The sequence below is a fragment of the Anatilimnocola aggregata genome (assembly GCF_007747655.1).
GTDB classification, from domain to species: Bacteria; Planctomycetota; Planctomycetia; order Pirellulales; family Pirellulaceae; genus Anatilimnocola; species Anatilimnocola aggregata.
In genome coordinates, this window is record NZ_CP036274.1 from 4,544,543 (window position 1) to 4,569,007 (window position 24,465).

General features: G+C 57.4%; 13 protein-coding genes. 6 read left to right on the forward strand and 7 right to left on the reverse strand.

Translation table 11 applies throughout. From position 1 onward, the window contains the following. Nucleotides 1-20 precede the first annotated feature (20 nt). Complete coding sequence (locus ETAA8_RS17015; RefSeq protein WP_202921036.1) at nt 21-1,052, reverse strand: DUF459 domain-containing protein; 1,032 nt, start codon at nt 1,050-1,052, stop codon at nt 21-23. Between the two features lie 174 nt (nt 1,053-1,226). On the opposite strand from ETAA8_RS17015, the gene ETAA8_RS17020 reads away from it, so the two are divergent. Genes ETAA8_RS17020 through ETAA8_RS17030 form a run of 3 tightly spaced genes read left to right on the forward strand, consistent with a single transcriptional unit; the run spans nt 1,227 to nt 2,906 of the window. Beyond that, nucleotides 1,227-2,207 (forward strand): 3-keto-disaccharide hydrolase, encoded by a 981-nt coding sequence (locus ETAA8_RS17020; RefSeq protein ID WP_145090746.1) that lies wholly within the window; start codon nt 1,227-1,229, stop codon nt 2,205-2,207. Between the two features lie 15 nt (nt 2,208-2,222). Continuing rightward, the gene (locus tag ETAA8_RS17025; protein ID WP_145090749.1) at nt 2,223-2,513 is read left to right on the forward strand and encodes a hypothetical protein; all 291 of its coding nucleotides are present in this window, start codon (nt 2,223-2,225) and stop codon (nt 2,511-2,513) included. 3 nt (nt 2,514-2,516) lie between these two features. Beyond that, a complete protein-coding gene (locus ETAA8_RS17030; protein WP_145090752.1) occupies nt 2,517-2,906 on the forward strand; it encodes a hypothetical protein in 390 nt (129 codons plus the stop codon). 1 nt (nt 2,907) lies between these two features. On the opposite strand, the gene ETAA8_RS17035 is transcribed toward ETAA8_RS17030, so the two are convergent. Together ETAA8_RS17035 and ETAA8_RS17040 are read right to left on the reverse strand one after the other, a co-directional pair. Next, the gene (locus ETAA8_RS17035) at nt 2,908-3,738 is read right to left on the reverse strand and encodes an endonuclease/exonuclease/phosphatase family protein (protein ID WP_145090755.1); all 831 of its coding nucleotides are present in this window, start codon (nt 3,736-3,738) and stop codon (nt 2,908-2,910) included. 182 nt (nt 3,739-3,920) lie between these two features. Then, nucleotides 3,921-4,562, reverse strand: coding sequence for a hypothetical protein (locus tag ETAA8_RS17040; RefSeq protein ID WP_145090758.1), 642 nt, complete (start codon nt 4,560-4,562; stop codon nt 3,921-3,923). Between the two features lie 457 nt (nt 4,563-5,019). Between ETAA8_RS17040 and ETAA8_RS17045 the strand changes: the two genes are divergently transcribed. From ETAA8_RS17045 to ETAA8_RS17055, 3 genes are all read left to right on the forward strand, one after another. After that, nucleotides 5,020-6,057, forward strand: coding sequence for an autotransporter-associated beta strand repeat-containing protein (locus tag ETAA8_RS17045; RefSeq protein WP_145090761.1), 1,038 nt, complete (start codon nt 5,020-5,022; stop codon nt 6,055-6,057). A gap of 78 nt (nt 6,058-6,135) precedes the next feature. Then, nucleotides 6,136-7,545, forward strand: a complete 1,410-nt coding sequence (locus ETAA8_RS17050; protein WP_145083689.1) for a transposase — start codon at nt 6,136-6,138, stop codon at nt 7,543-7,545. 15 nt (nt 7,546-7,560) lie between these two features. Then, complete coding sequence (locus ETAA8_RS17055; RefSeq protein WP_145090765.1) at nt 7,561-18,507, forward strand: beta strand repeat-containing protein; 10,947 nt, start codon at nt 7,561-7,563, stop codon at nt 18,505-18,507. A 401-nt stretch (nt 18,508-18,908) separates the two neighbouring features. Here the strand turns inward: ETAA8_RS17055 and ETAA8_RS17060 are convergent, their stop codons facing one another. The 4 genes from ETAA8_RS17060 to ETAA8_RS17075 form a co-directional block, all read right to left on the reverse strand. Then, a complete protein-coding gene (locus tag ETAA8_RS17060; RefSeq protein ID WP_145090767.1) occupies nt 18,909-19,232 on the reverse strand; it encodes a hypothetical protein in 324 nt (107 codons plus the stop codon). A 71-nt stretch (nt 19,233-19,303) separates the two neighbouring features. Next, on the reverse strand, nt 19,304-20,713 hold the full coding sequence (locus tag ETAA8_RS17065; protein ID WP_145083689.1) for a transposase: 1,410 nt from the start codon (nt 20,711-20,713) through the stop codon (nt 19,304-19,306). A gap of 276 nt (nt 20,714-20,989) precedes the next feature. Then, nucleotides 20,990-22,180, reverse strand: a complete 1,191-nt coding sequence (locus ETAA8_RS17070; protein ID WP_145090769.1) for a hypothetical protein — start codon at nt 22,178-22,180, stop codon at nt 20,990-20,992. Nucleotides 22,181-22,388: 208 nt separating this feature from the next. Further along, a complete protein-coding gene (locus ETAA8_RS17075; protein WP_145090772.1) occupies nt 22,389-24,326 on the reverse strand; it encodes a DNA primase family protein in 1,938 nt (645 codons plus the stop codon). Nucleotides 24,327-24,465 lie beyond the last annotated feature (139 nt).

Here is a 24,465-nt window from a genome sequence, read left to right on the forward strand (position 1 = left end):
TATTTGAGCCCGGGTGATACTTAGTCCTTCGTCCAGTAATCGAACACGAGCACCTTGTCGATGCGCGGGCCAACGAGCTTGACGAATTCCCCATGGGCCGGGTGAGGCAAATAAACGTCACGCCCTTTTTCGTCGGCAAACGTCACGACGAAGCCATGCGTAAAGCCTTCCGACTTCCCCTCGACGCTGACATCGGTGCCCGCTTCGTAACCCTTAATTTCCGCGATTTTCTTCGGCAACTGGCCAAAGGCGTCGACCACTTCCTGCACTTGTTCCTTGGTCACGTCCGACTTGAACTTGAACAACACCACGTGACGCAATAGACCCGTTTTTTGAACTTGCACGCCGAGAGCTCCCAGCATTTGATGAGCAACGAATTGATTCCCCGCGGCATTCAGGTGAACGCGGTCGCTGGTCAAAATGCCAGCCTCTTTGTTGCCTGAGTTGTTGGCCTTGGAGTGTTCGAGAAAGACCTTGCGCAGGTCAAGCATCTGCACTTTGGTTTCCTGGGCAACTGCCCGGCTGACGTCGCAGTATTCGTCGAGCATCTTGTCGAGCTTGTTGCTCCCATCGTGCTTCTCGCCAATGACCGAGGCGGTACACAGCACAACCTTCGCCCCGGCATCGCGAATCCGCTGAATGATGTCCTTCAGGCCAGCTTCGAAGTTTTCCTTCGAGGTGCCGCGACCACTTTCCGAGTGCCAGACGTCGTTGATACCGATGTAAATAAAGACAATCGTCGGCTTCTTGCTGAGCACATCGCGCTCGAGTCGCTTTTGCAGGTCGGGCACTTTGTTGCCGCTGATCCCCGCACCAAAGATCTCGACGGCCGGGTCGAGTTGTTGCTTGGCCAGTTCCTGCTTAATCAGCGTGACGTAGCCATCCGGGCGGACGCCGCCAGCAGTGATCGAATCCCCCAAAAACACGATGCGATCGCCAGCCTTCACGGTCACCTTCTCACTTTCTTCAGCTGCCAAATGAGAACTGACGAAGCCAACTAGGAGCGCGGACAGAACCGTTGCCATGCGCGCGGCGAAAGGGGCGGAATTCATGCGAAAGACCTCAAAGTGACGGGAATTGACCGATGGAACAAGCTCCGAAGTCTAACTGCTGCACCTCCGCCGCTCAATCTACCAACGAGCGGCGACTTGCGACCGCGATGGAAGCCGCTCACAATGAGCGCGGAACGACTTTGACTTCTAACCTGCTCCGGGAGATTTTTGCGTATGTCTCGCTTTGCCTCTTTTGCCGCTTTGCTCGGCGGTCTGCTCCTTCAAACTCTGGCCCTTGCTGGACCGACTTACACCGACCCCGATAAAACGGACGCTGACTTCGCCTATCAGGGTGAATACGCCGGCACCGTCAAGGAAGAGGGGAACGAACTCACGATCGGCGTGCAAGTGATTGCGCTAGGGAAGGGTAAGTTCCACGCGGTCGGTTATCCCGGTGGTTTGCCTGGCGACGGCTGGAACAAGAAGGACAAAGTCGAAGCCGATGGCGAAATCAAGGATGGCGTGCTGGTGTTCGAACAAGACGGCGCGACGGCCCACATCAAGGACGGCACGTTGACGATCAAAGCGGCCGACAAAGAACTCGGCAAGCTCAGCAAGGTGAACCGCAGCAGCCCGACGCTGGGTGCCAAGCCGCCGATGGGCGCCGTGGTGCTGTTCGATGGCAAGAGTGCCGACGCGTTCGAGGGTGGCAAGGTCAGCGAAGACGGCAACCTGTCGCAAGGTTCGACCAGCAAACAGAAGTTCGGCAGCTACAAGTTGCACGTCGAGTTCCGCACTCCTTATCAGCCCGAAGATCGAGGCCAGGCTCGCGGCAATAGTGGCGTCTACATGCAGGGCCGCTACGAAGTGCAGATGCTCGATTCGTTTGGCCTGGCCGGCAAGATGAACGAATGTGGCGGGCTCTACTCCGTGAAGGACTGCGACTTGAACATGTGCTTTCCGCCCCTCGCCTGGCAAACGTACGACATCGATTACACGGCCGCCAAGTACGACGAATCGGGCAAAGTTACGGCCCCGGCCAAGATCACGGTTGAGCTGAACGGAGTCGTCATTCACAAAGATGTCGAGCTTCCCACAGACCGGGGCACCACTGCTGCGCCGGTGAAGCCCGGTCCGGAACCTGGACCGATCTATCTGCAGAATCACGGCAATCCGGTTCGTTACCGCAACATTTGGCTGATCGAAAAGAAGTAATGAGTGGCTCGGCTGATGGCGATCATCGATAAGCTTAGCTTTGAGTCGAGAAGTAGAGGCGGATGTTCCAATTCGCATTATGTTCTCTGCCAAACCACCTGCTGCGACGCATATTGTCTGCAAGATGAAGAGTTGTCGAATCTTTATTTTGATCCGACCGATCCACCGAGAAAGATCAGCTTGCTTGGCGTCGATCAACAGGCAATCGATTGCCCAAGATGTATGGCTAAGGAATGGGACTATACGATCGTTGATCAACTAGCGGAGATTCCCAAAGCTTGGGGCTGGGCTGCAGCAAAAGGTTAGGTCATGCCTGATGATTTGCCGCTTTCAACGAATGCTGATGACTTCACCCTGCGTCCACCCGATGGACCAGGGCGCGAGGCGATCGAGCGTTTTCTCGATCCGCCGAAGTTGCCGGAAGAGCCCCCGGCCAAACCAAGCGAGTATCAGTTTCGCTTGACTGACATTCTCATTGTGACTGCTGGCGTGGGCCTGGGTCTCGCCGGCGGCAGTTGGATGCAGCGAGACATCTTTGCCGCGATCCTCGGTCTCGTCACGCTCATTGGCCTGATGCTCGTGCATGTCTACCCGCCCGAAACGCGGCTGGGCAAACTCCTTTGGGGCACACTGGTGCTGGCCTATTTGATTTCGGTCGTCGCGGCGATCTTCAGGCCAGTGGCGGAACAGCTGCCGTGATTTACTTCGCGGGCGGGCTGGCCGGCTTAATTTCGAAGACGGCCAGGATGGGAAGATGATCGGAGGCAACCGCTTCGTCCAAAACTTTCACTTCCACCACTTTCCAACGTGCCGCGGGTCGAAAGAGAACAAAATCGATTTGCTGCCTCGGCTTGTCCACGGGAACGGTCGGCAGTGGAGTCTGGTTCGCCAGAGTCCAGTTCGTTTGCAATTCCGCGACGGCATTGCTCCTGTGCACATCGTTGAGGTCGCCAGCAAGCAGTGCGCAGCGGTCGCCAAACTTGCTAACCAAACCGTTGATCGTCTTGGCCGACGCGATTCGCTCGGCATCTTTGCCGCGATGATCGAAGTGCGTTGCTAAAAACAGCAGTGGCTCGGCCAACTGCGGCACTTCAATCTCCGCCAGCAGAACTCCCCGCTGCTCGCCACTGTCGATTACGGGCAGCAAGTGATTCTTGTGAGCCGCAATGGGAAACCGCGACAGGATCGCGTTACCGTAGTGGCCCCCTTGCAACGGCAAGTTGGCACCGAACGCCACCTTCATCTCGGTCAGCTTGGCCAATTCTGCAGGCTGATCGATTTGCTTCGATCGCGGTACCACTCGGTCGACTTCCTGCAAAGCGACCAGGTCCGGATCGACCGACTTGATGACGCGGGCAATCCGCTCCAGGTCGAGTTTGCCGTCCGTTCCTTCGCCGTGATGGATGTTGTACGAAAGAACGCGAAGCTGTGCCGGGACTTCCTTTTCGCCGTTTTGCTGCGCATTGGCGAACGATGGGATCAACACGCAGCAACAGGCAAAAGTGGTAAGGAGAGTTTTTTGAGTTAACAACGTGTTTGGTTCCTGTCTCGAATCGACGGTCGGTGTGATTTCGGTGGTAAGCCAGTTGTAGATCAGGTCACGTCCTCAGACGCTGACGATTGCCCGCAAGTCCCACGAGCAGCTTTGGTCGCCATGAATCGAACTTCGTGTAATGGAACGATTATTGCCAGTTCCTACAAAACGACAATGTGCTATTTCGCGCGAAGCTTGATCGTTCGCAGTGTACGCTCCAGCACGGGCCAATCCTCTTTTCCCCGAATCGTTGTCGTGCCCGCGATGAATTGCAGAATATGCCCGTCAGCATAGTGGTGCGCCATCAAGCCCTCCACTCGCTGTCCGTCAACTCCGTCGAGCTGAAACTTCAACCACACAATGCCCGTTTCCTCGTCCAGTACGGGCACGCCAACTTCTGTATTGAGTTGCAGACCTGCGTTCTGTTCGGCCAACCGAGCGATTTGCTCACCTGAATCCCGATAGAGTTGCCGCACCGCTTTGATCTTTTCTTTGGGCATCGCGTCTGCTGGCAGCTTGCGCACGAGAATGAACGGATGAACGAACAAGTCGTTGGTTAGCACCTGGTATCCGGCGATATATTCAATTTTCAGCTCGGGGCCGGAAACCGCAGCACCTTGCCTGGCAAGATCGTCCTGTGAGATCGGTCCCCAACTTTTGGGCAACCGAATGGAGAATCCATGTTCTCCATTCTGATGAAGCTCACCTTCGAGCGTTGGTGCAACCGCTGTTTTCTCGGTGTAGGAAAGCTCGGCTTTATCACTTTGCTGCGAACAGCCAAGCGTGCAGAGCACCAGCAAAACGGCCAGCTCGTGTTTCATTCGACGATTCTTTCTTGGACTCAACGTAATTTCATTCACCAGACGTGCCGCACAACTCGCGGATGGCCACATGGCGCTCGCTGTAAACCTTGAAGGAGGTCGTGCGAGAGCGACGAATTTGACTGTCACAACTCAACCAAATCAGCATGCCGAAAAAAGACGGACAAAAGTCCCCGCGTTTGACTAGACAAGTTGTCGCAAGTACTACGCGGTGACCAGCAAAATTTTCAAATTGCGAGTAGCACGATAGAACTTCGGTTCAGTTTGATGATACTCGCTAACTGCCGTAAGTGCCCACCTCTCCCGGGTCGCTGAGTGCCGAGCAATTGCGCCGTCCAACCATTCGGCGTTGTCTCGCCGCGCGTCACAGTGATCACCCGCTGGCCTTCGAGGAAGCATCTGCGCGCCACTGCTTACTCGATATCTGGGGTACGTACCCCGCAGCGGAGTTTCTGTCATGGCGTCTGACATGTTAGGTAGTTCGGTTGTTTGTCGCAAATCACGCTTGGGTTCTGGAAGAAAAGTTCACGCCAAAAACTTGAAGTGCGTCAAACGACGCCGACTCTTTCTCGAGTCGCTTGAAGATCGCGCGCTGATGGCGGCGCTTTATTGGGATCCAGACGGGAACACGACGAACAACAACCTTACCACTGGAGCGGGGTTGGGCGGCGCTGGTACGTGGAACACCTCCTCGGCTGGCCGCTGGGTGGATAGCAGCAACAATCCGGTCACTTGGACGAACGGAAATGAAGCTGTCTTCTGGGGAACATCTACAGCAGCCAAGACAGTGACTGTCACGACAGTTTCGGCTTCCGCAATTACGCTAAAGACGACTGGGTATACGCTCGGCAGTAGCACTCTCACGCTGACCAGTCCCGCGACAATCACCACCGAGACGGGTGTTAGCGCTACGATTAGCTCTGTCGTCGCTGGCAGTGCTGGCCTGTCGAAGGTCGGTACTGGTACGCTCACGCTGAGCGGTACAAATACCTATGCCGGGACGACATCTCTGGGTGGCGGTACCCTCATTGCCTCGAATAACGCAGCGCTTGGCTCCAGTGCCGTAGCTAACTCAACCATCGTCTCTGACGGAGCAACGTTGGATGTGCGGGCGTCAATCGCAGAGCCTTTGAGCATTGCAGGTGCGGGAGTTGGTGGCACAACCGGCGCGCTCGTTAGCGGCTCATCAGGCAGTGTATCGGGAGCCGTTTCCCTCGCTGGCGATGTCTCGCTGGGAGGCACTGGAACCTTGACGATTTCGGGGGCAGTATCCGGAGGCTTTGGGCTAACCAAAGTAGGTGGTGGCCGCACGGCATTGAATGGAACAAACACCTACACCGGTATTACTACAGTGGAAGGTGGCACCCTACAGTTGGGAAGGCGCTCGTCGCTTTATAATGCAGCCACAGCCAGTTGGACGGACGGAAATATCACTGTCAATTCGGGTGCCACCCAACGCCGTGAACCCTTTTTGGCGAGAGTGAAAAAGTCTTGATGCGATTGAGGTTAGTGGCGATGCTTTCGTTTCTCACCGCGAAAGGATCGTTCACCGCTCACCCGAAAGGATTCGGGAATGTCGCATCAAGACCCTAGTCGAAGTCAGCAAGGTCGAAGTCAGGTTGTCGTTGCCGAGTTCCAAGCGGATCAGCTCAAGCAGTCACTGGAGCGATTGCTCGGCGAGGGGGACTGGGGTGCGATTCGGTTTCGTGACGACTGCACGTGGGGCCCACGGCAATTGGCGGCCACGGCGTTGCTCTGGGCTTGGTCGGATGAACTCACGCTGGGGGACCGCTTCTTTGCTGCCCGCAGATTAGCTCAATTTCTGTTTGCGCCGCAACAGGAGTTTGCCAGTTCGGTGCAAGCCTTCATGAAGTTGCTGCTGCGTTGGACGGTGCTGCTGGTCGGCGTATTGCAGGTGACGTTTCGACGGCAGATGCAGCGTGCATTACCCACCCTTTGGCGAGTTCATGGCCTGGTCCTCTTCGGCATTGATGGCAGCCGAGTCGACGTGCCGCGAAGCAAGTCACACGAGGCGGCACATGCTCCGGTTCGCGATGGTAAGGGACGAAAACTCAAACGCAATCGTCGCCAGAAACCGCGCACCGCGATTCACTCGCGCAAGGCAAGCGTCCCGCAAATGTGGTTGACCCTGCTGTTTCACGTCGGCACAGGACTGCCTTGGTCGTGGCGAATCGGTCCGACCGGCAGTAGCGAGCGCGAGCATTGGTTGGCGATGCTCGACGAACTTCCGAGCAATGCCCTGATCACCGCCGATGCTGGCTTCGTGGGTTACGATTGTCTGCGCGCCGTTGTTAACAGTGGTCGCCATTTCCTGGTGCGAGTCGGTTCGAATGTGCGTCTGCTGTACAAGCTGGGCTTCTCCCGCGAAGTCGTTGGCACGGTGTATCTCTGGCCCGATCGTGCTGCCCGTCGCAGTCAGCCGCCGCTCGTGTTACGCCTCGTCGTGGCCACTGGTGGAAAGTATCCGGTCTACTTGCTCACCAGCGTCGGAGAAGAAGAATTATCGCGCGGGCAAGTCCTCGACGTTTACCGTCGTCGCTGGGGCGTGGAACTCTTCTTTCGCCACTTGAAGCAAACGTATCAGCGCCGCAAACTTCGCAGCACCAATGCCGCGCATGCGCGTTTGGAGTTGGAGTGGTCGCTGCTGGGACTATGGAGCATGGCGCTCGATGCTCAGGTCCAAGCGACGCGCGTACAACTAGATCCTACTCAACTCAGCCTAGCGGGCGTCTGGCGCACGTATCGGCGGCTGATGCGCGACTATCGACATCCGCTGGCTCGGCAACAATCGCTCCCCCACCAACTCCCTCAAGCAGTGCGCGACACCTACGAGCGAGCCAACAAATCCAGCCGCAACTATCCTCGCAAAAAACGTCCCGACCCGCCCGCTGGCTCTCCCGAGTTCCTACTCGCCACCAAGTCCCAAATCCATCGCGCCCGCTACCTCACGACCGCTGCCTAAAAAGGGTTCACGGCGTTGGGTGCCACCCTGGCCTTTAATGTGGGAGGGGCAAATGAGTTCACTGCGACTGATATTCAAACCCTGTCAAATCTTGGGTCGGGGTTGGGTGGATTCCTCGGCGGTTCGTCGATTGGCTTTGATGCCTCCAACGCACCAAGTGACTTATTCACCTACTCAAATGCCATTACCGACACAAATAGCCTCACAAATTCAATCGGCGTAGTTGGCTTGGGTTCGGGAATAGTGGCACTCACCGGGGCGAACACTTATACGGGTGTTACAACTGCCCGCGGTGGCGTTCTTCAGTTTCCGACCATCGGAAACTTGCCCGGTTACAATCAGTCCGGACGTGTAACCGCCGCTGCCACTGGAGCAATTGCGGTGAATGTTGCCGGCCTCGGCCAGTGGACCGAGCTTGACATTTCGAATCTCCTGGCGGCAAACAACAGCGGCTTCGCCGCGAATTCCGCGCTGGGAATTGATACAGCGGCTGGAGACTTCACCTACAACAGCTCGATAGCTGGAAACTTAGGAATTACTAAGCTTGGGCCAAACAGGTTGACACTGGCTGCCTCCAACACCTATGCCGGCACTACCACCATTGATCAGGGCACTTTAACGTATGGCGTCAATCAAGCACTCGCAGGAAGCTTGACTTTTGGTTTGTTCAGCGGTCGGACGAACACTGGCACACTAGATTTAAATAACGCTAGTGCCAGCTTTGGTGGAGCGATCCTTGTTCAAACAAACAACGCCTCGGCAAATACGATTTCAGTAGGTGCCGGCCAGTCAATATCAACTTCCGGTGGATTGACGATTGGAATTAGCAGTAGCTCAGTCACCGCGACGAGTTTGAATGTCTCGGGAGCTGGCAGCTTCGCGATTGCCGGCGGAAACGTTAATGTTGGACTTGCCCAAGCAGCTACCAATGGTGCAAATAACAACACAGGCACTCTTGACCTGAGCGGACTGACAGGTGCTCTCGGATTTTCGGCCAATGTGACAAACTTCAACCTCGGCTTTGGTAGCACCAACCGGGGCGTTATCACACTCACTGAAACATCTAATTCAATTATCGCCACCACGCTGAATATTGGCCATTCGAATGGCTCAAATGCGCTTGGCACCAGTTCAATTACGCTAGGCGAAGGCACGAATACGATCCGTGCAGATACCATTAATATTGGCATCTCCAAGGCCTCAGGTAGATTGGCGTTTGCAAGTCCGGGTGTCGGAACGGGTACGGTTACGATTCGGAACAAGGCAAATTCCGGTCCCGCCGCAATCACCGTAGGCAGCAACAACGGCACTGGAACTGCGGGCAGCCTGACCGGCACACTCGATCTACGAGGTCACGATTCTTCGGTTGTGGCAAGTTCGTTAGTGATCGCCCTTGGAAGCAACTCGAGCAACGGAAGTGTAACCGGCATCGTAGAATTCGATAGGGGTACGTTTACGGCTTCAACGGTAACCATCGCTTCAAAGACCACGGGCACTGGAATTGCGACCGGCAGCCTCAATATTTCCGGCGGCAGCTTCGCGATTAACACAGGTGGAACACTTACCTTTGCCTCCGCCGTGGCCGTGGCAGGAACAGCCGTTGGTAATATCAGCGTTGAAGGCGGCACTTTGACGTCCAATATCAACATTGTTCGAGCGGGTGGCGTTGGTGTTAACTCTGCTTATTTGTCTGTGGATGGTGGCACGCTGAATATGGCTGGCGGCAGCGTCGGCACCGCTGCGATTCCGATTGCGTTCGAGTTTTCAGCGGGAACGCTGCAATCGCTTTCACAACTCAATGGTGGAGAAACGCTCACCAAATCTGGGAGTGGCGAGGGAGTCCTGGCAGGATCCAATACGTACACTGGGGCAACACAAGTCGATGGCGGCAAGTTGGTATTAGACGGGACGTTAACCGTGAGCCCCATCAACGTGAGCTCTAACGGAACTTTGGCGGGAAGTGGAACTGTCCAGTCGTTGACGTTCGCCAGCGGTGCCACTTTTGCCCCTGAATTGAATGGCGCAGTACCTGGTAGCGGCCCGGGATTTTATGATCAAGTGAGTGTCGCCAGCGCTGGCTTGGTTGATCTAACCGGCGTCACGCTGGATCTTAGTGGCAGCACTTATGCGCCGGTCGGGGCAGATTCCTTTACCATTCTTACAGCCGTTGGTGGAATCTCGGGAGAATTCGCCGGATTGCCGGACGGCAGCAAATTGGTAGTGAACAATCGACCGCTGACCATCTCCTACACTGCGAATAGCGTAGTACTGACCTTTGACGCAAATCCTGTAGTCAATGGCACCGGCGTTGACGACAGTTTCCTTGTCACGCAAAACGGGCCTAACCTTGAAGTAAGCCTGAACAATGTCGTCGTCCTATCCTCGCCTTTCGTGGATATCAACATCCTCACTCTGAATGGCTTGGATGGCGACGATACGCTGACAATCGACATGACCAATGGTAATCCGATTCCTACGAGTGGGATATCGTTCGCTGGCGGAGTTGGCGGCAACGATTCGATGGTGGTTACCGGCGGCAGCACAACGACAGTCATACACACGTTTAATAACGCCAGTGATGGGCGCATTGTGCTGGCCGGACCGATTGCCGGCACCATCAACTACAGCGGCCTGGAACCCGTCGATCAGGACATCTCAACTGAATTTGCGGAGTTCATCTTTCTCGGCGCTGCTGAAACCATCACGGTCACCGATGAAACGGCCAACGATGGGCAAATGCGAATCGATTCTGATCTCTTCGGTGAATTGACTGACTTCAATATCCCGACGTCGCGACTAACGATTCGCACGAGCACCGGCGCCGCAGGAGCAGACACACTCACTTTCGACTCGGTCGATGCTCAATTTCGCGCTTCGATAGAAATGTTCACCGATAACAACGATGTCGTGAATTTGAATGCGCCCCTGACGCTGGGCAACACTGTCGCTGAAGGCAACGTCATCGTTGCTGCCGCCAGCCTCGTCAATCTGAATGCCAACATCAATACGGATGCTGGCACCGCAACCGGTGGCGGTGATATCCAAATCTCTGCGCCCGTTGCGCTCGGGGCCAACGTGACGCTGGATACCGACCGCCCAACGGGCACCGATGGAACAATCTCCTTTGGGGCAACCGCGAATCTCGGCAGCAACGAACTGACACTAAATGCTGGTACGGCCAATTACACGATGGCAACGGTCATTAGTGGCACCGGCTCGCTCCGTAAGCTTGGCGGTGGTCGGCTCACGTTGACTGGTGCCAGCGACTACTCAGGTTCCACAACGATCGCCGCTGGTATTGTCGCAATCCAAAACGCTACATCCTTGGGGTCGGCTGCCGGCGGAACCATTGTTATGAACAGCGCTGCCCTGGAATTGCGAGGGAATATTAATGTTGTGGGCGAGTCGCTGGAAATTACCGGCGATGGCGACGGTGCCTTGCGCAACGTCAACGGCAACAACACGTGGGGCGGCAACATCACGGTGGGATATGCCAGCACGAACACCCGCATCACCATCAACTCCAGCACCAGCCTGTTGATTACGGGCAATATCAACGTGGCGGGCGCTGCCGGGAATTCACTTGTTTTTGAAGGATCGGGGCCGGCAGAGGTGTCGGGCGATATTTCCGGAACGGCAGGTCTGATCAAGAGTTCCACCGGGACAGCGGCGTTGACCTTGTCCGGCAACAATTCTTACACCGGCAGCACGGCAATCAGCAACGGAGTAATCATCGCAGCCAGCAATACCGCGCTCGGTGCGCCATCCAGTGGCATCACAGTCGCCGCCGGTTCTACGTTGGACGTGCGAGCTGACATCGGAACTGAGCCGATCACCAGCCTCACGGGGACTGGCGAAGGAAACATCGGAGCGCTGATTACCAGCGTAGGTACCGGCACTGTCGGTGGCACTGTGACATTCGCCGGCAATGCTGACATTGGCGGGGATGGGACCCTGAATATTACTGGCAACATTGTTGCCACGAGTGGTCGAACACTGAACAAAATTGGCGTGGGTACGACCAACCTCGATGGCAACAACAACATTGTCAGCGGGGGAACAACGGTCAGCGCCGGCCGCCTGAACGTAAACGACACGCTCATCAGCAACGTCGTCGTGAGTGGCACAGGCGTGCTTGGTGGAAATGGAGCAATCACGGGAAACGTGTCCAGTACCGGCACTTTATCGCAAGTGGATCCCGGCAACAGTCCCGGCACGCTCACCATCACGGGCAACTACTCAGCCAATTCGACGTTCGAAATCAACGACGATTATTTCACCGCCGGCGTCGGCGGCGATTACGACCAGATCATCGTCAACGGTGCGGCCAACACCATCAATCTGGCTGCTGCAACAGTAACGTTCGTGAGCGCGGGTGGCGGCACTGTTCCTGCATTACCCAATCTGATCACGCTCATTCAGAACGACACATTGAATCCGATCACACCATTCGCGAACCTTGCCCAAGGTGGAACTGTTACGCTGGGTGCGGGCCTGAATGCTCGCCAGTTCATCGCCTCGTACACCGGTGGCGACGGCAACGACTTGGTTTTGTTCAATGCCGCAGTTCCAGACGTGATTTACATTGATAACAACTTCTCAGGTGGCATTGGCCAGACTGTGAACGACGCCGACAAGGGAACCACCGGCAACGAGATTGCCATCTTCGGCGTGAATGCCTTCTCCACCTTCGCTTCTGCGCAAACGGTTCACCCAACGTTCGGCGGCACCTTCATCGTCAACGAGGGCACTTACAGCGAAGCCGTCGTACTCGTGAACGCTCAGACCCTGGAAGTGACCGGTATCGATCTAGCCCAGACAGTCGTCATCGGCTCGCTCGCGGCTGCATCGGCGACGCAGTCGATTGTGCTCCAGGGTTCCTCGAACCTCACCGTTGGCAATGCTGCCAACACCTCGATTACCGCGCCGATCAGCGGCACTGGCAGCTTCACCAAGCAAGGTGGCGGCACGTTGACATTGAACGGTGCAGTGGCCAATACGTTCACCGGTATCACCACGGTGACGACGGGAATTTTGACGCTCGGCAAGTCGGCTGGGGTCAATGCAGTGAGCGGCGATATTCAGGTCAGTGGTGGCACGCTGCAACTGGCTGCAAACAATCAGATCAGCGATACGTCGGCCGTTTCGATCAGCACCGGCACCTTCAACTTCCATAACGGAACCGCGCGCGATGAAACGATCGCCAGCCTGACCATGACAGGCGGATCGCTGAACACCGCCGCGGGTGGTACGCGCAACGACGTCACCGTCACCGGCGCGACCAATGTTTCGGCCGGCAACTTTACCGTGAACAGCGGGACGGTCTTCTCCACCAACGGACTCACGCTGACTGGTGGCACGAATATCGTGGGTGGCAACGACACAGTTCGTGAGAGCCAGATCGTAGTCGGGCCCGGCGGTCTCTCGATGGTTGGATCTCTGTTGACACTTTACCGTGGCACCTTAGCAGGAGCTTTCGGTGCTCACCTGGTGCTTAACGGTGACTTCACGGCTTCGTCAAGCGGAAGCAACCAGGCCCGAATTATAGACAACGGTACTGCAGTGTTCACCGCGCTACCTCAGATTGATCTTGGTGGCGGCGTGCGAACCATTACCGTTAACGATGGAACCCCAGCGACCGAACTCAATATCGGCGTGATAATCGAAAACGGAAGTTTGACCAAGGCTGGCGCTGGCGGCCTCCAGGTAACCTCGATAAATACTTCCACCGTAACAACCACAACCGTGAACGCAGGCCTGTTTCAGGTTGCTACCAACACCGGCACCTACGGCACCGACAGTTTGGAAGTGACTGGAGGGACTGCGCAAGTCACGTCCGGAACACTTGCTGTTTCCAGTACAGCGACCGTGACTGGCGGTCTGTTGCAGGTGGCGGGTGCAGCAGCCACACTCACCACAGATGCCCTCGCAATTGACGGCGGCACGGTCCAGGTCACGAGCGGCACCGCAACCGTTTCTGGCGCTGTGACCAATGCCGCCGGGAGTGGCCTGCTGGCGATCGACAACGGCGCAATGACGGTCGGCAACGGGTTGGATGTTGATCAGCTTCGCGTGGGCCTAACAACTACCTCGGCTTCCGTTGCTGCGACGTTAACCGTCAACGCGGGCGCAGTTGTCGCCGGCTCCTCCGGCCAGGATATGTTCATTGGTCGCCGGACAACGGTGGTCTCTGCGGGCGGAACTACCGTCCCTTCTACGGGTGTTATTGATTTCTCCAATGCGAGCAGCGTGACCCTAACCGCCTCGAACCTGTTGTTAGGCACCAATATCCTCAACACTCAGGGCAACTCCACCGGTGACAACACACGCGGAACACTTCTTCTTTCTAAGGCTGGCACCAACTCGATTGCCGCCACGACGGTTGTCGTTGGCAACTCAACCGCTAGCGGTCACAACAACAACACCGACTTCGGCTCTGAAGCGGCGAACGGCAATCGGATCGTTTTGGGCAACGCTCAGAACAATCTTTCGACCAATACGCTGACCGTCGGCGGCCTGAAGAGTCTCGGTCTCGTTCGGTTTGATGCATCCGGTGGCACGCTCACTTTGCAAGGCAATAGCGTTGCCACAACCACTTTGCTGATCGGCGACAACAACGCCTCTGGAACCGGCGTCAACAGTGCCGCCTTGATGGACCTCAGCAATGGCACGTTCAATGGTACGCTCGGCAACGTCACGTTGGGCCGGCATGGAGGTGGTGGTGGCGGTGGCTCCGGCGTGGGCACACTCACCATGGACGCTGGTAACGTGACTGCCTCTAGCTTGACTCTCGGCAATCCCAGCCTCGCTGGAACCTCAACGAATCCCAATAACACTGCCGGCACGTTGAACCTGAACGGTGGCACGTTCACCGTGAATGGAACGATTCAGAATAGCAACGGCGCAGGCTCCGCGGCGGGCACCGCAAACGTAAACCTGGACGGCGGCACGCTGCAATTCATCACGCTGACCCGGGCCAACGGACCGTTCAACTTCAACTTCTCCAGCGGCACGATTCAGAATGTGGTGAACCAGAACCTCACGATTTCGAACGTCGTGATCAATCTGCTCACCAGCGATCCTCACACGTTTGAGATCGACGCAACTCGTTTAGGCACAGTCGCCAGCACGGCCACAATTACGGGTGCTGGATCGCTCGAAAAAGACGGCGATGGAACGCTGCAGCTAAATAGCAGCAACACCTACAGTGGCACGACCAATTTGAACGATGGACGCCTCGTCCTCAATAGTCTCGTGGGAGAAGGGGCCATCCTGAATGCTGCGGGCACGGTCACTGTGCAGCCCGGCGCGGAACTGCAATTGCTGACGGACGAAACGGTGTCGTCGTTTGTGGGAATTGATAATCCTGCGAAAAAGGTGGATGGCTTGTTGGCGCTTGGCGCGAATCGATTGACGACCACGGGCGATGCGACGATCGCGAACGTTTCCGCCTCAGCCGGTGCCCGAATCGTTGCGGGAGGCGCGATCATCGATGGCGATCTCGACAACAACATCACCGGCCCGAACATCTTCCTGCAAGCAGCCACTGGCATCGGTTCGAGCGGTGCCAATGGTGCGATTGAAACTGCGGTCAGCAACATTCAGTTGTTCAACTCCACCAGCGGGGCGATCAGTGTGCTCAACAGCAACATGGGCGCGTTGCTTACGGTGAGCGATCTGCACCTGCTGGGCTTTGGTGCCAACAACGACGGCGGCAGCACCACCATCGTCAATAGCAGTCCGCTGACGATTGCCTCTGACAGCATCTCGCTGGGGGATGTGGTTTTCACCGCGTCGGATTCGGCGGCGGTGGGTGATAACCTGACGGTGAACAGCGGGGTTACGGTGCAATCGACGGGTGGTAGTGTGACGCTCAATGCGGGTGACGATGCGTTGTTGGATGGAGATGTGACGGCGGCGACGCAGGTGACGGTGAATGTGGATGCGGGAGATGGGGAGTCGAATGGAGTCGGAGAAGTTGCGCCGGGAAGCGGTGGGACGGTGACGATCAATGGTGTGATCACCGTCAATGGCGGCACTGGCACGACGTTCTTAAACGGCGGGGACGACTATGACACGTTCGACTTCGATCCGCAGACAACGACCTCGTTCAGTGTGAACGGCAACGCGCCGCACGGCACGGCCGACGGCGATCGCCTGGTGATCACGGTCCCGGCACTCACCGTGCAAACGGTCAGCGACGTGGGGAGCGGCGGCTTCTCGTTCGCGCCGACCGCCAATCCGGCGCTCGACCCGGTGACCTACGTCAGCATCGAAGAGCAGGACGTGACCGGCGGTCCGCTGAACCTGCTGATTGATCTCACGCCGGTCTATAACGGGGTCAACAATCAACTCACGATGCAGCGGGTCGGAGCCGACCTGGTGATCAATCGCCTGGGGACGGGCCCGGTCACCGGCAACTTCTACACCGGCACCCTGGCCACGATCAACTCGCTGGAGATTCGCGGCGGCGGGCAGAACGACTCGGTCGAAGTGTTCGACACCGGCACGGGCCTGCCCGACTTCGTCGGCACGGTGCCTGGGGTAACGAATAATCCAAACGTGGTGGGGACGCCGGAGTTCTTGTTCACCGGCGGTGCAGGCACCGATGTGCTGACGTTCAACCTGGGATTGGCCAGCACCGCCCAGGTGTACGGCATCGGCAGTGGCTCGGGAACTGCTGCGAACGACGGCGAGATCAGCACGACCAATCCGGCGAACACGCTGATCACCTACTTCACCAGCGTCAGCGAAGTGAATCGGGCGGGCTTCAATGCCACGGCCGGTGGGCTGCAGATCTTGGGCGACCTGTCAGGCAACACGATCAACACGACCGATAACGGTGGTGGTGAGACCCGCGTCCAGCCGACCGGTTACACGCCGTTCGACTTCAGCGGCGATAACTTCAGCAGCTTCGAAGTCTACGGCCTGCGGGGCAGCGACACGCTGACGCTGACCAGCTTCGGCAGCGGTCAGACGAATAACCCGACCATCGTGCTCGACGGCAGCAATCCGACCGGCTTCGGTGGTCCAACGGACGACGGCCTCGCCGACACGCTCCGCGTCCTCAGCACCAGTTCGAACACCGGACTGGTCACGCTGCTGGGTGGTCTGGGCAGCGATCAGTTCTTCCTCGCGGGTCCGGGCCTGACGGTCGACGACATTGCCGGCCCGGTGGTGGTCGACGGGGAAGACAACAACCTGGCGGGCAATAACGATCAGTTGTTCATCGACGACAGTGGCGACACGACCGCTGACCCGAACGTGCTGATTGCTGCAGCCGGCGGGATGAATGCGGACTATGCGGTGACGGGAATCAACGCCAGCGGAGTCACGTTCCGCAACATCGACAGCTTCGATTACACGGGCACGGAGCAGGGGGACACGATCGACGGCCGGTTCACCCCGACCAACGTGCCGCACGACCTGAACACGGTGGCCCTGCGTGGTTTCGACGGCGACGATCAGTTCCTCCTCTTCACGTCGAACCAATGGGGCGGGGTCACCCCGGTGACGGAGCTACCGTTCACCCGCGTGGCCAGCGGCGTGGGGACGATCAGTCTGTACGGCAACGATGGTGAAGATATCTTCGGCGAAACTCCGGCCCCGGTCATCGGGAACACGGGAGCCATGCACGTGGGCCTAGCCGTCCCCGCCACGACGCGGCTGATTCGTCCGACCACGGCCGCGACTGCGGGGGGAAGCACCATCTTCATCGACGGTGGCGATCCGGTACCGGCGCTCAATCAGGCCGGCGATACGGTGGGCGATGTGCTGAACCTGGATGTCACGGACGTGCCGAAGAACACGGCGATGATCGTGGGAGCCGGTTCGTCGGGGAACGTCCTCAGCGCCAACACGGCCCCCTTCAGTTGGGTCAGCATCGAAGACCTCAACCTGGTCGACAACGGCAAGCTGACGGGCGTGCAGATCGGCGACGTGTTCGGCCGCGGGACCACGGGGAACGACCTGATGCAGATCTCGGCCAATGCCACGGCCGCGCTTCCGCATCAGGTGCGGGTGCGCATCGGCGGCGCGATCATGAACTACAACGTGCCGGGCAAGGCCGTGCTGTACGGCGGCAACGGAGTCGACACGATGTCGCAGACCACGGCCAAGATCCCGGCTGTGTTCTACGGCGAAGCGGGCAACGATTCGCTGGCGGGTGGCTCGAACAACGACTGGCTGGTGGGTGGCGACGGCAACGACCAGATCACGGGTGGCGAAGGCCAGAACGTGATCTGGGGAGATAACGCGCCAACGAATCCAGGCGACCCGACCCCGCAAGACTTCCAGGGGGCGAACGACGGTAACGACACGATCAGTTCGGGCAACGGAGCCGACGTGATCTATGCCGGTGGTGGCCACGACTTGGTGAACTCCGGTGGTGGCAACGACTACATCCATGCCGGGGCTGGTAACGACAGCGTCGATGCCGGAGCCGGAGACGACCGGGTGTATGGCTACAGCGGCAACGATACGCTGCAAGGCAACAGCGGCAACGACCTGCTGTCGGGTGGCGACGGTAACGATTGGCTGCTGGGTCACTCGGGGAACAACGTGTTGATCGGTGGCACGGGGAGCGACACGCTCTCGGGTGGGGACGGCAACGACCTGCTGATCACCGGTGGGCTGGGTGGTGCCGAGAACAGCACCTGGACTTCGGCTCCCAACACGATGACCTATGCGGCGAACACCTACAGCGACCCAATGGATAACGACGCAGCCCTGCTCGCACTCCTGACGGCTTGGCAGCTGAACTCCAACGCCGCTGCACCACCGCCCGAAGTGCTTGCCCTGCTCCCCATCTTGACCGACAACTCGGACGACGACTCTTGGGGCGGCAACGGCAGCGACCTCTTCCACTGGGACGCCGCCGACATGGCCGACGAATCCCTCACCGCCCCCGGCCCCAACGACTTCAACAACCCCGCCACAGGACCAGACGTCCGACTACCGTAAATCCCAAGCCCCAGCAGCATTTCTGTCGACGAACGTTCGATTTCACCAAACGTTAATCCATTGGAGCAACCTAAACCGCAGCATCGTCTGGTCCCCCACCTTCAGTTACTTCGCTTGGTGGGCTAGCTCTTTCTGGGGCGAGCCGGCAATTACGAATTACGAGCAGCAGAGACCAAAAGATGTACTTCATCGAGTTGATACGCATTCCAATCTGAATTAGCGCGATTCTTCCCAAAAAGAGCCTGCACCGTCGGTCAGTGTTGCTTGTGGCGGCACAATCGGTCGTTCGACGCTCCAAGAACCACTATTGCCGGCGACCGTGGGTGAAGGGTGCTGGGGCACACATCAACTCGCTCGGGGAAGTTTTACGAAGTGCAATCCTCACCACCTGGTATGCTTTCTTATTCACGGCGCCGTGTTCTCGAAACCTTCTCAAAGCCAGTGACGTGAATCCTTTTAATGAGAATTACCAGTTCCTCCACAGGCAACTTACGATTTAGGATCATCGCCAGCATCTTCAACAGACCGTCAGATCCCGTGAAGTCACCTAATGGCGCATCCCCAAAAGCTCCTCCTTCACGAACTTCTTCAGCTGGTGTGCGATGACATCCATACTCGCTGCCGCTGGGGCTATAACCGGCCGCATGAACAATTCGCGACTTGGAGGCAGTTGTGGTTATCCGATCGTCTGGACTTGGCTCTAAGTCTTTGTCAATCCATTCCACGGTGCCTTGGTCAACACTTTCGATCAGCCGGTGACATTTGTCGCAGTGCCACTCAACGCCGTGAACCCTTTTTAGGCAGCGGTCGTGAGGTAGCGGGCGCGATGGATTTGGGACTTGGTGGCGAGTAGGAACTCGGGAGAGCCAGCGGGCGGGTCGGGACGTTTTTTGCGAGGATAGTTGCGGCTGGATTTGTTGGCTCGCTCGTAGGTGTCGCGCACTGCTTGAGGGAGTTGGTGGGGGAGCGATTGTTGCCGAGCCAGCGGATGTCGATAGTCGCGCATCAGCCGCCGATACGTGCGCCAGACGCCCGCTAGGCTGAGTTGAGTAGGATCTAGTTGTACGCGCGTCGCTTGGACCTGAGCATCGAGCGCCATGCTCCATAGTCCCAGCAGCGACCACTCCAACTCCAAACGCGCATGCGCGGCATTGGTGCTGCGAAGTTTGCGGCGCTGATACGTTTGCTTCAAGTGGCGAAAGAAGAGTTCCACGCCCCAGCGACGACGGTAAACGTCGAGGACTTGTCCGCGCGATAATTCTTCTTCTCCGACGCTGGTGAGCAAGTAGACCGGATACTTTCCACCAGTGGCCACGACGAGGCGTAACACGAGCGGCGGCTGGCTGCGACGGGCAGCACGATCGGGCCAGAGATACACCGTGCCAACGACTTCGCGGGAGAAGCCCAGCTTGTACAGCAGACGCACATTCGAACCGACTCGCACCAGGAAATGGCGACCACTGTTAACAACGGCGCGCAGACAATCGTAACCCACGAAGCCAGCATCGGCGGTGATCAGGGCATTGCTCGGAAGTTCGTCGAGCATCGCCAACCAATGCTCGCGCTCGCTACTGCCGGTCGGACCGATTCGCCACGACCAAGGCAGTCCTGTGCCGACGTGAAACAGCAGGGTCAACCACATTTGCGGGACGCTTGCCTTGCGCGAGTGAATCGCGGTGCGCGGTTTCTGGCGACGATTGCGTTTGAGTTTTCGTCCCTTACCATCGCGAACCGGAGCATGTGCCGCCTCGTGTGACTTGCTTCGCGGCACGTCGACTCGGCTGCCATCAATGCCGAAGAGGACCAGGCCATGAACTCGCCAAAGGGTGGGTAATGCACGCTGCATCTGCCGTCGAAACGTCACCTGCAATACGCCGACCAGCAGCACCGTCCAACGCAGCAGCAACTTCATGAAGGCTTGCACCGAACTGGCAAACTCCTGTTGCGGCGCAAACAGAAATTGAGCTAATCTGCGGGCAGCAAAGAAGCGGTCCCCCAGCGTGAGTTCATCCGACCAAGCCCAGAGCAACGCCGTGGCCGCCAATTGCCGTGGGCCCCACGTGCAGTCGTCACGAAACCGAATCGCACCCCAGTCCCCCTCGCCGAGCAATCGCTCCAGTGACTGCTTGAGCTGATCCGCTTGGAACTCGGCAACGACAACCTGACTTCGACCTTGCTGACTTCGACTAGGGTCTTGATGCGACATTCCCGAATCCTTTCGGGTGAGCGGTGAACGATCCTTTCGCGGTGAGAAACGAAAGCATCGCCACTAACCTCAATCGCATCAAGACTTTTTCACTCTCGCCAAAAAGGGTTCACGGCGTTGAGTGCCACTGGCTTGTTCCACCTGTCGGTTTATTCGCCATTTGTTCAAGTCTCTCCATAGAAAACAGTAAAAAGGTAGCCATTAGAGTTCATCAACTATGCGTTTCAGGGTTGGCCCGGCTCACTCCAGTTAAACGCGGTCATCACTGTGTGAGCGTTAACCGTATCGCTGCCGCGGATGTCGGGGCAGGCTTTGGCAAGAAAAGTCTACGCCGAGCTTATGGGGCCTACTCCCTAGCGCCCGGGCAACCGCATCCCAGGCTTCGACTCGCATGCACGCACCTGCGTCACTACGGCCGCTCGGCGGCTGAGCCACAACACACCTAGGGATTATTTTGTTTTGCGAACGAGCCGCGCGCAAAAGAGAGCTCGCGCTCTTACTTGTTTCCTCGACAGCGTCCGCATCTGCAAAAAACACGATTGGTCGGCCTTGAGCACGTTGCAGAATAAGCGATTGTTGCTGCAGCGATAGCTTTCCCTTCTTCCCAAAAATCGCGACAGCGTTGGTGCCCAGCCGCCAAACATCGGTGACGCCCTCGCAGATCACCACTGGTCCCGTAAGTTCGCTTGCCCATGTCAAGCCATATACCGCAGCACTCGCCGAAAACCCAGCAGCGGTCAAATATTTTGGGTCGTTGCGTCCTGCCGAACTCTCGGCGATCGCACGGGCTTGCCAACCGACTAGATGTACACGCTGGTGGGCTTGAGTGCTCGGGATCCAACCGTAAACAGGAATCACAAGCCGATGCCGAAATTTCGGCTTCACATCGCCGCAGAAATCGCAGTAATACACGCGCCAGCGCTCCCACAGCTCTTGGGGGTCAAAGTGGCGCGCTTCGAGATACTCCACCGCCGCGTAGTCAGTTTCGACGTCAATAATCGGTGTAATATTCGCAGGCAGGTCGACGCGTTGTGCTTCTAGGATTTTGCGCGGCGTACCATTTACCGGTGCCCTTCCGAGGGCAGGTAACACCCTGAAGCAGCTCCTACCCGGTTGCAGTTGCTTCCAAAGCTCATGCTGACGCGACCAAGAACCTGGGGTATCAATGTCGAAGCATTCATTATGGAAGCACTTCAACAGATGAATGCGCGGCTTGCCTGAGTTTGGGTGAGGGGTCCCGTATTGATACTGGAGCGACAGGCGGCCGCGCTCATCCCCGCAGAACGGACAGTCCACAGCATAGTGCTCGACATTTGTTGCGCCAAAATTGCGCTGGCTGGAGGCACGCAAACGGCCACCGCGGTGCCAGTCAGGAATCAATTTCGTCTCCTGGCCAACGCCCGCATTTGTGATGTGGACATGGCCGAATTCTGCGCAAAGACGACGGTAAAGTTCTGGGTTGAGCACGGGATTGATTTCGTTGATTTAGCGTAATTGCGGGTTCCGTCCTCGCGTCCAAGGTTTCGCGAGAACGTGCCTATGAAAAACAACAACTACACCACTTTTTCTTCTTGGAATATTTGAAATAGCCAGGACGCCAGGACGGGAATGCCTAACCTTCACTTCAATCTGAGCTTTCTTCGTACCGGAAGAGTCCCGGCTTGCTGCGGTCTTCCTAGGCGAAATGCCGAGAACCGACGTACTTCAATCCACGGAGGATGCGGCGCCTTGGTGGTGGGCCATCAGGACGAGTGCACTTAGCACCAACTTGTTCCTCCAGGCGCCGCGCAAACTCGCTACTGTTGACCGCTAGGCGGTTGTTCGCCTTGCAAAAGGTCTTGTAAATGTTGAAAAGGAACGGCAGCTCTTCTGATTTGTTCGGATCAAGCTCGCAATACTCGCCAAAGAACTGGATGAAGGGGTCGCTGTCGATCTGATGTTGGCGCTCAATCGCGTCGCAGGTCTTACAGGCACTAAACCGTCCGTGTTTGACAAGCCGAATCAAACCGTCGAGAAACCAGTTCGCGATTCCGGGAAGCTCGCCGAGCAACTTAGTACCCAAGTACTTGTCCGCATTCACGGCGGAAAAGCTCTCGGTAAACGGAATGATCAGTAGCCGCCGAAACACTCCACTAGAGCGATCGTTAATCGCCGGTAACGAATTGGTGCCATACATTAGCTTGGCGCGCGGGACAAAAGTTTCGGCATCGATCCCCTTGCGCTCGATTTGCAGCGCATCACCCGAGACGAGCTGCTTGAGCACACCCTCGTGGAATTTCTCAACGCGATTAAGGTCATTGCAGATGTTGGCGAGCTTGCCTTTCATCTGACTGGGCCGAAACGAATGACTAAGGTGCTCCAGCGCGACATGCGAGACATTGTCGCGGCCGAGGACCGCCTCCAATACATTCAGCACGGTCGACTTACCGTTGGCCCCAGTGCCCAGCAAAATGCAGACCTTCTCCATCCGCGGACCGTTTTCAGCTAGCGCCCAGCCGCCGAACTCCTGGAATCGCTCGCGACGACGATCGTGCTTCCCTTTGCGCGGCAGGATCTGTTGAATGGTTTGCATCCAGAGTGGACATTTGGCTGTTGGGTCGAAATCGAAACCCAATTGCACCGCCGAAAAGTGCCGCGGCGAAAAGTTGAAGAAGTCTGGCAGGCCCGTCCCAGCCAGCACCGGACTGAGATCAAGCAGACCGTTTCTGCAAGCGACATAGGGTGATGCACTTGTGCTCGCCGCTGCATCGTCGATCCACAGAGGGCCTTCGAGGCGACTCTCCACTAAACTGCATAGCCCCTGCAAATGGAGCATTACATCGCGCAGCAGTGGTTTCGTGGCTTGGCCGGTGCCAGCCACTTGCAGCATTTGGACGACCCCGGTTTCCACGCGCTCGGCTGACACCTCTCGCCAAACCTGACCGTCGAACCGTTGCCAAGTTTCGCGATAGCGCAACAGGCGGGGGACATGCACGTCCTCTGGATTCGAGGTGTCACTTGCGAGGCTGGCAACGTACCGCCGGGCGATACCTTCCGGCCCCTCGTTAGCCATTACTCCGTCGTTGGTGCGCGCGAGGTTTTTAATGGCCGCTTCGAGTTCGGATTTCTTGGGCTGAGGAAGGTGCTGCCGTTTGTAAGCTTCGCGGATTTTGGCCACCGTTTCACCGATCTGGGTGGGGTAGACAAGTGCTGCCGCTTCACACATTGCCTGCCGAATAGCAACCATGTGGTCCAGGTCTTCGTAATTCCGAATCGCAGACAAGCAGCAGACAAATAAGTTCTGCTTGGCGGAATGGCTCAGCTTCCCGGCCAACGTCACCTGAGGGCTAGTTTCCGCGATCGCTTGGAAGGCCGTCCAGCGGAAATGCGGCGACCATTGCTCGAGTTCCCGAAGCTCGACCGTGACCGCGCTGACGTCTGCGGCCACCAGGCATTCGGCGAATTCCTTGGCAGCTTGATCGTCCTCGGCGCTGATAAAGATTTCTTGCGATTGCGTGCGAACGATCACCCCAGCTCCCACCGGGTACTGCACAGGTTGAACCGCATCGGTATTTCCGGGCGGCTTTGTTTTTTGGCGTTTGCTGCGATTGGGCGGCAGAATCAGATTCCTCATCGTTGTAATCCTTGCTTGATCCGGCACCCGGCTTCTCAGGGCCTGTGTGTCGGAGGTTGAATGGTTGATGCGATATGCTCGACAACAGAGAGCGTGCCGTTTTTTACATAACCCGATCGATGCGACTTTGATTGTCGCG

Excerpts from the sequence above, each read along its gene's own strand:
- ETAA8_RS17015 (WP_202921036.1), bottom strand. The coding sequence starts at position 1,052 with ATGAATTCCGCCCCTTTCGCCGCGCGCATGGCAACGGTTCTGTCCGCG.
- ETAA8_RS17020 (WP_145090746.1), top strand. The coding sequence starts at position 1,227 with ATGTCTCGCTTTGCCTCTTTTGCCGCTTTGCTCGGCGGTCTGCTCCTT.
- ETAA8_RS17025 (WP_145090749.1), top strand. The coding sequence starts at position 2,223 with ATGGCGATCATCGATAAGCTTAGCTTTGAGTCGAGAAGTAGAGGCGGA.
- ETAA8_RS17030 (WP_145090752.1), top strand. The coding sequence starts at position 2,517 with ATGCCTGATGATTTGCCGCTTTCAACGAATGCTGATGACTTCACCCTG.
- ETAA8_RS17040 (WP_145090758.1), bottom strand. The coding sequence starts at position 4,562 with ATGAAACACGAGCTGGCCGTTTTGCTGGTGCTCTGCACGCTTGGCTGT.
- ETAA8_RS17045 (WP_145090761.1), top strand. The coding sequence starts at position 5,020 with ATGGCGTCTGACATGTTAGGTAGTTCGGTTGTTTGTCGCAAATCACGC.
- ETAA8_RS17050 (WP_145083689.1), top strand. The coding sequence starts at position 6,136 with ATGTCGCATCAAGACCCTAGTCGAAGTCAGCAAGGTCGAAGTCAGGTT.
- ETAA8_RS17065 (WP_145083689.1), bottom strand. The coding sequence starts at position 20,713 with ATGTCGCATCAAGACCCTAGTCGAAGTCAGCAAGGTCGAAGTCAGGTT.
- ETAA8_RS17075 (WP_145090772.1), bottom strand. The coding sequence starts at position 24,326 with ATGAGGAATCTGATTCTGCCGCCCAATCGCAGCAAACGCCAAAAAACA.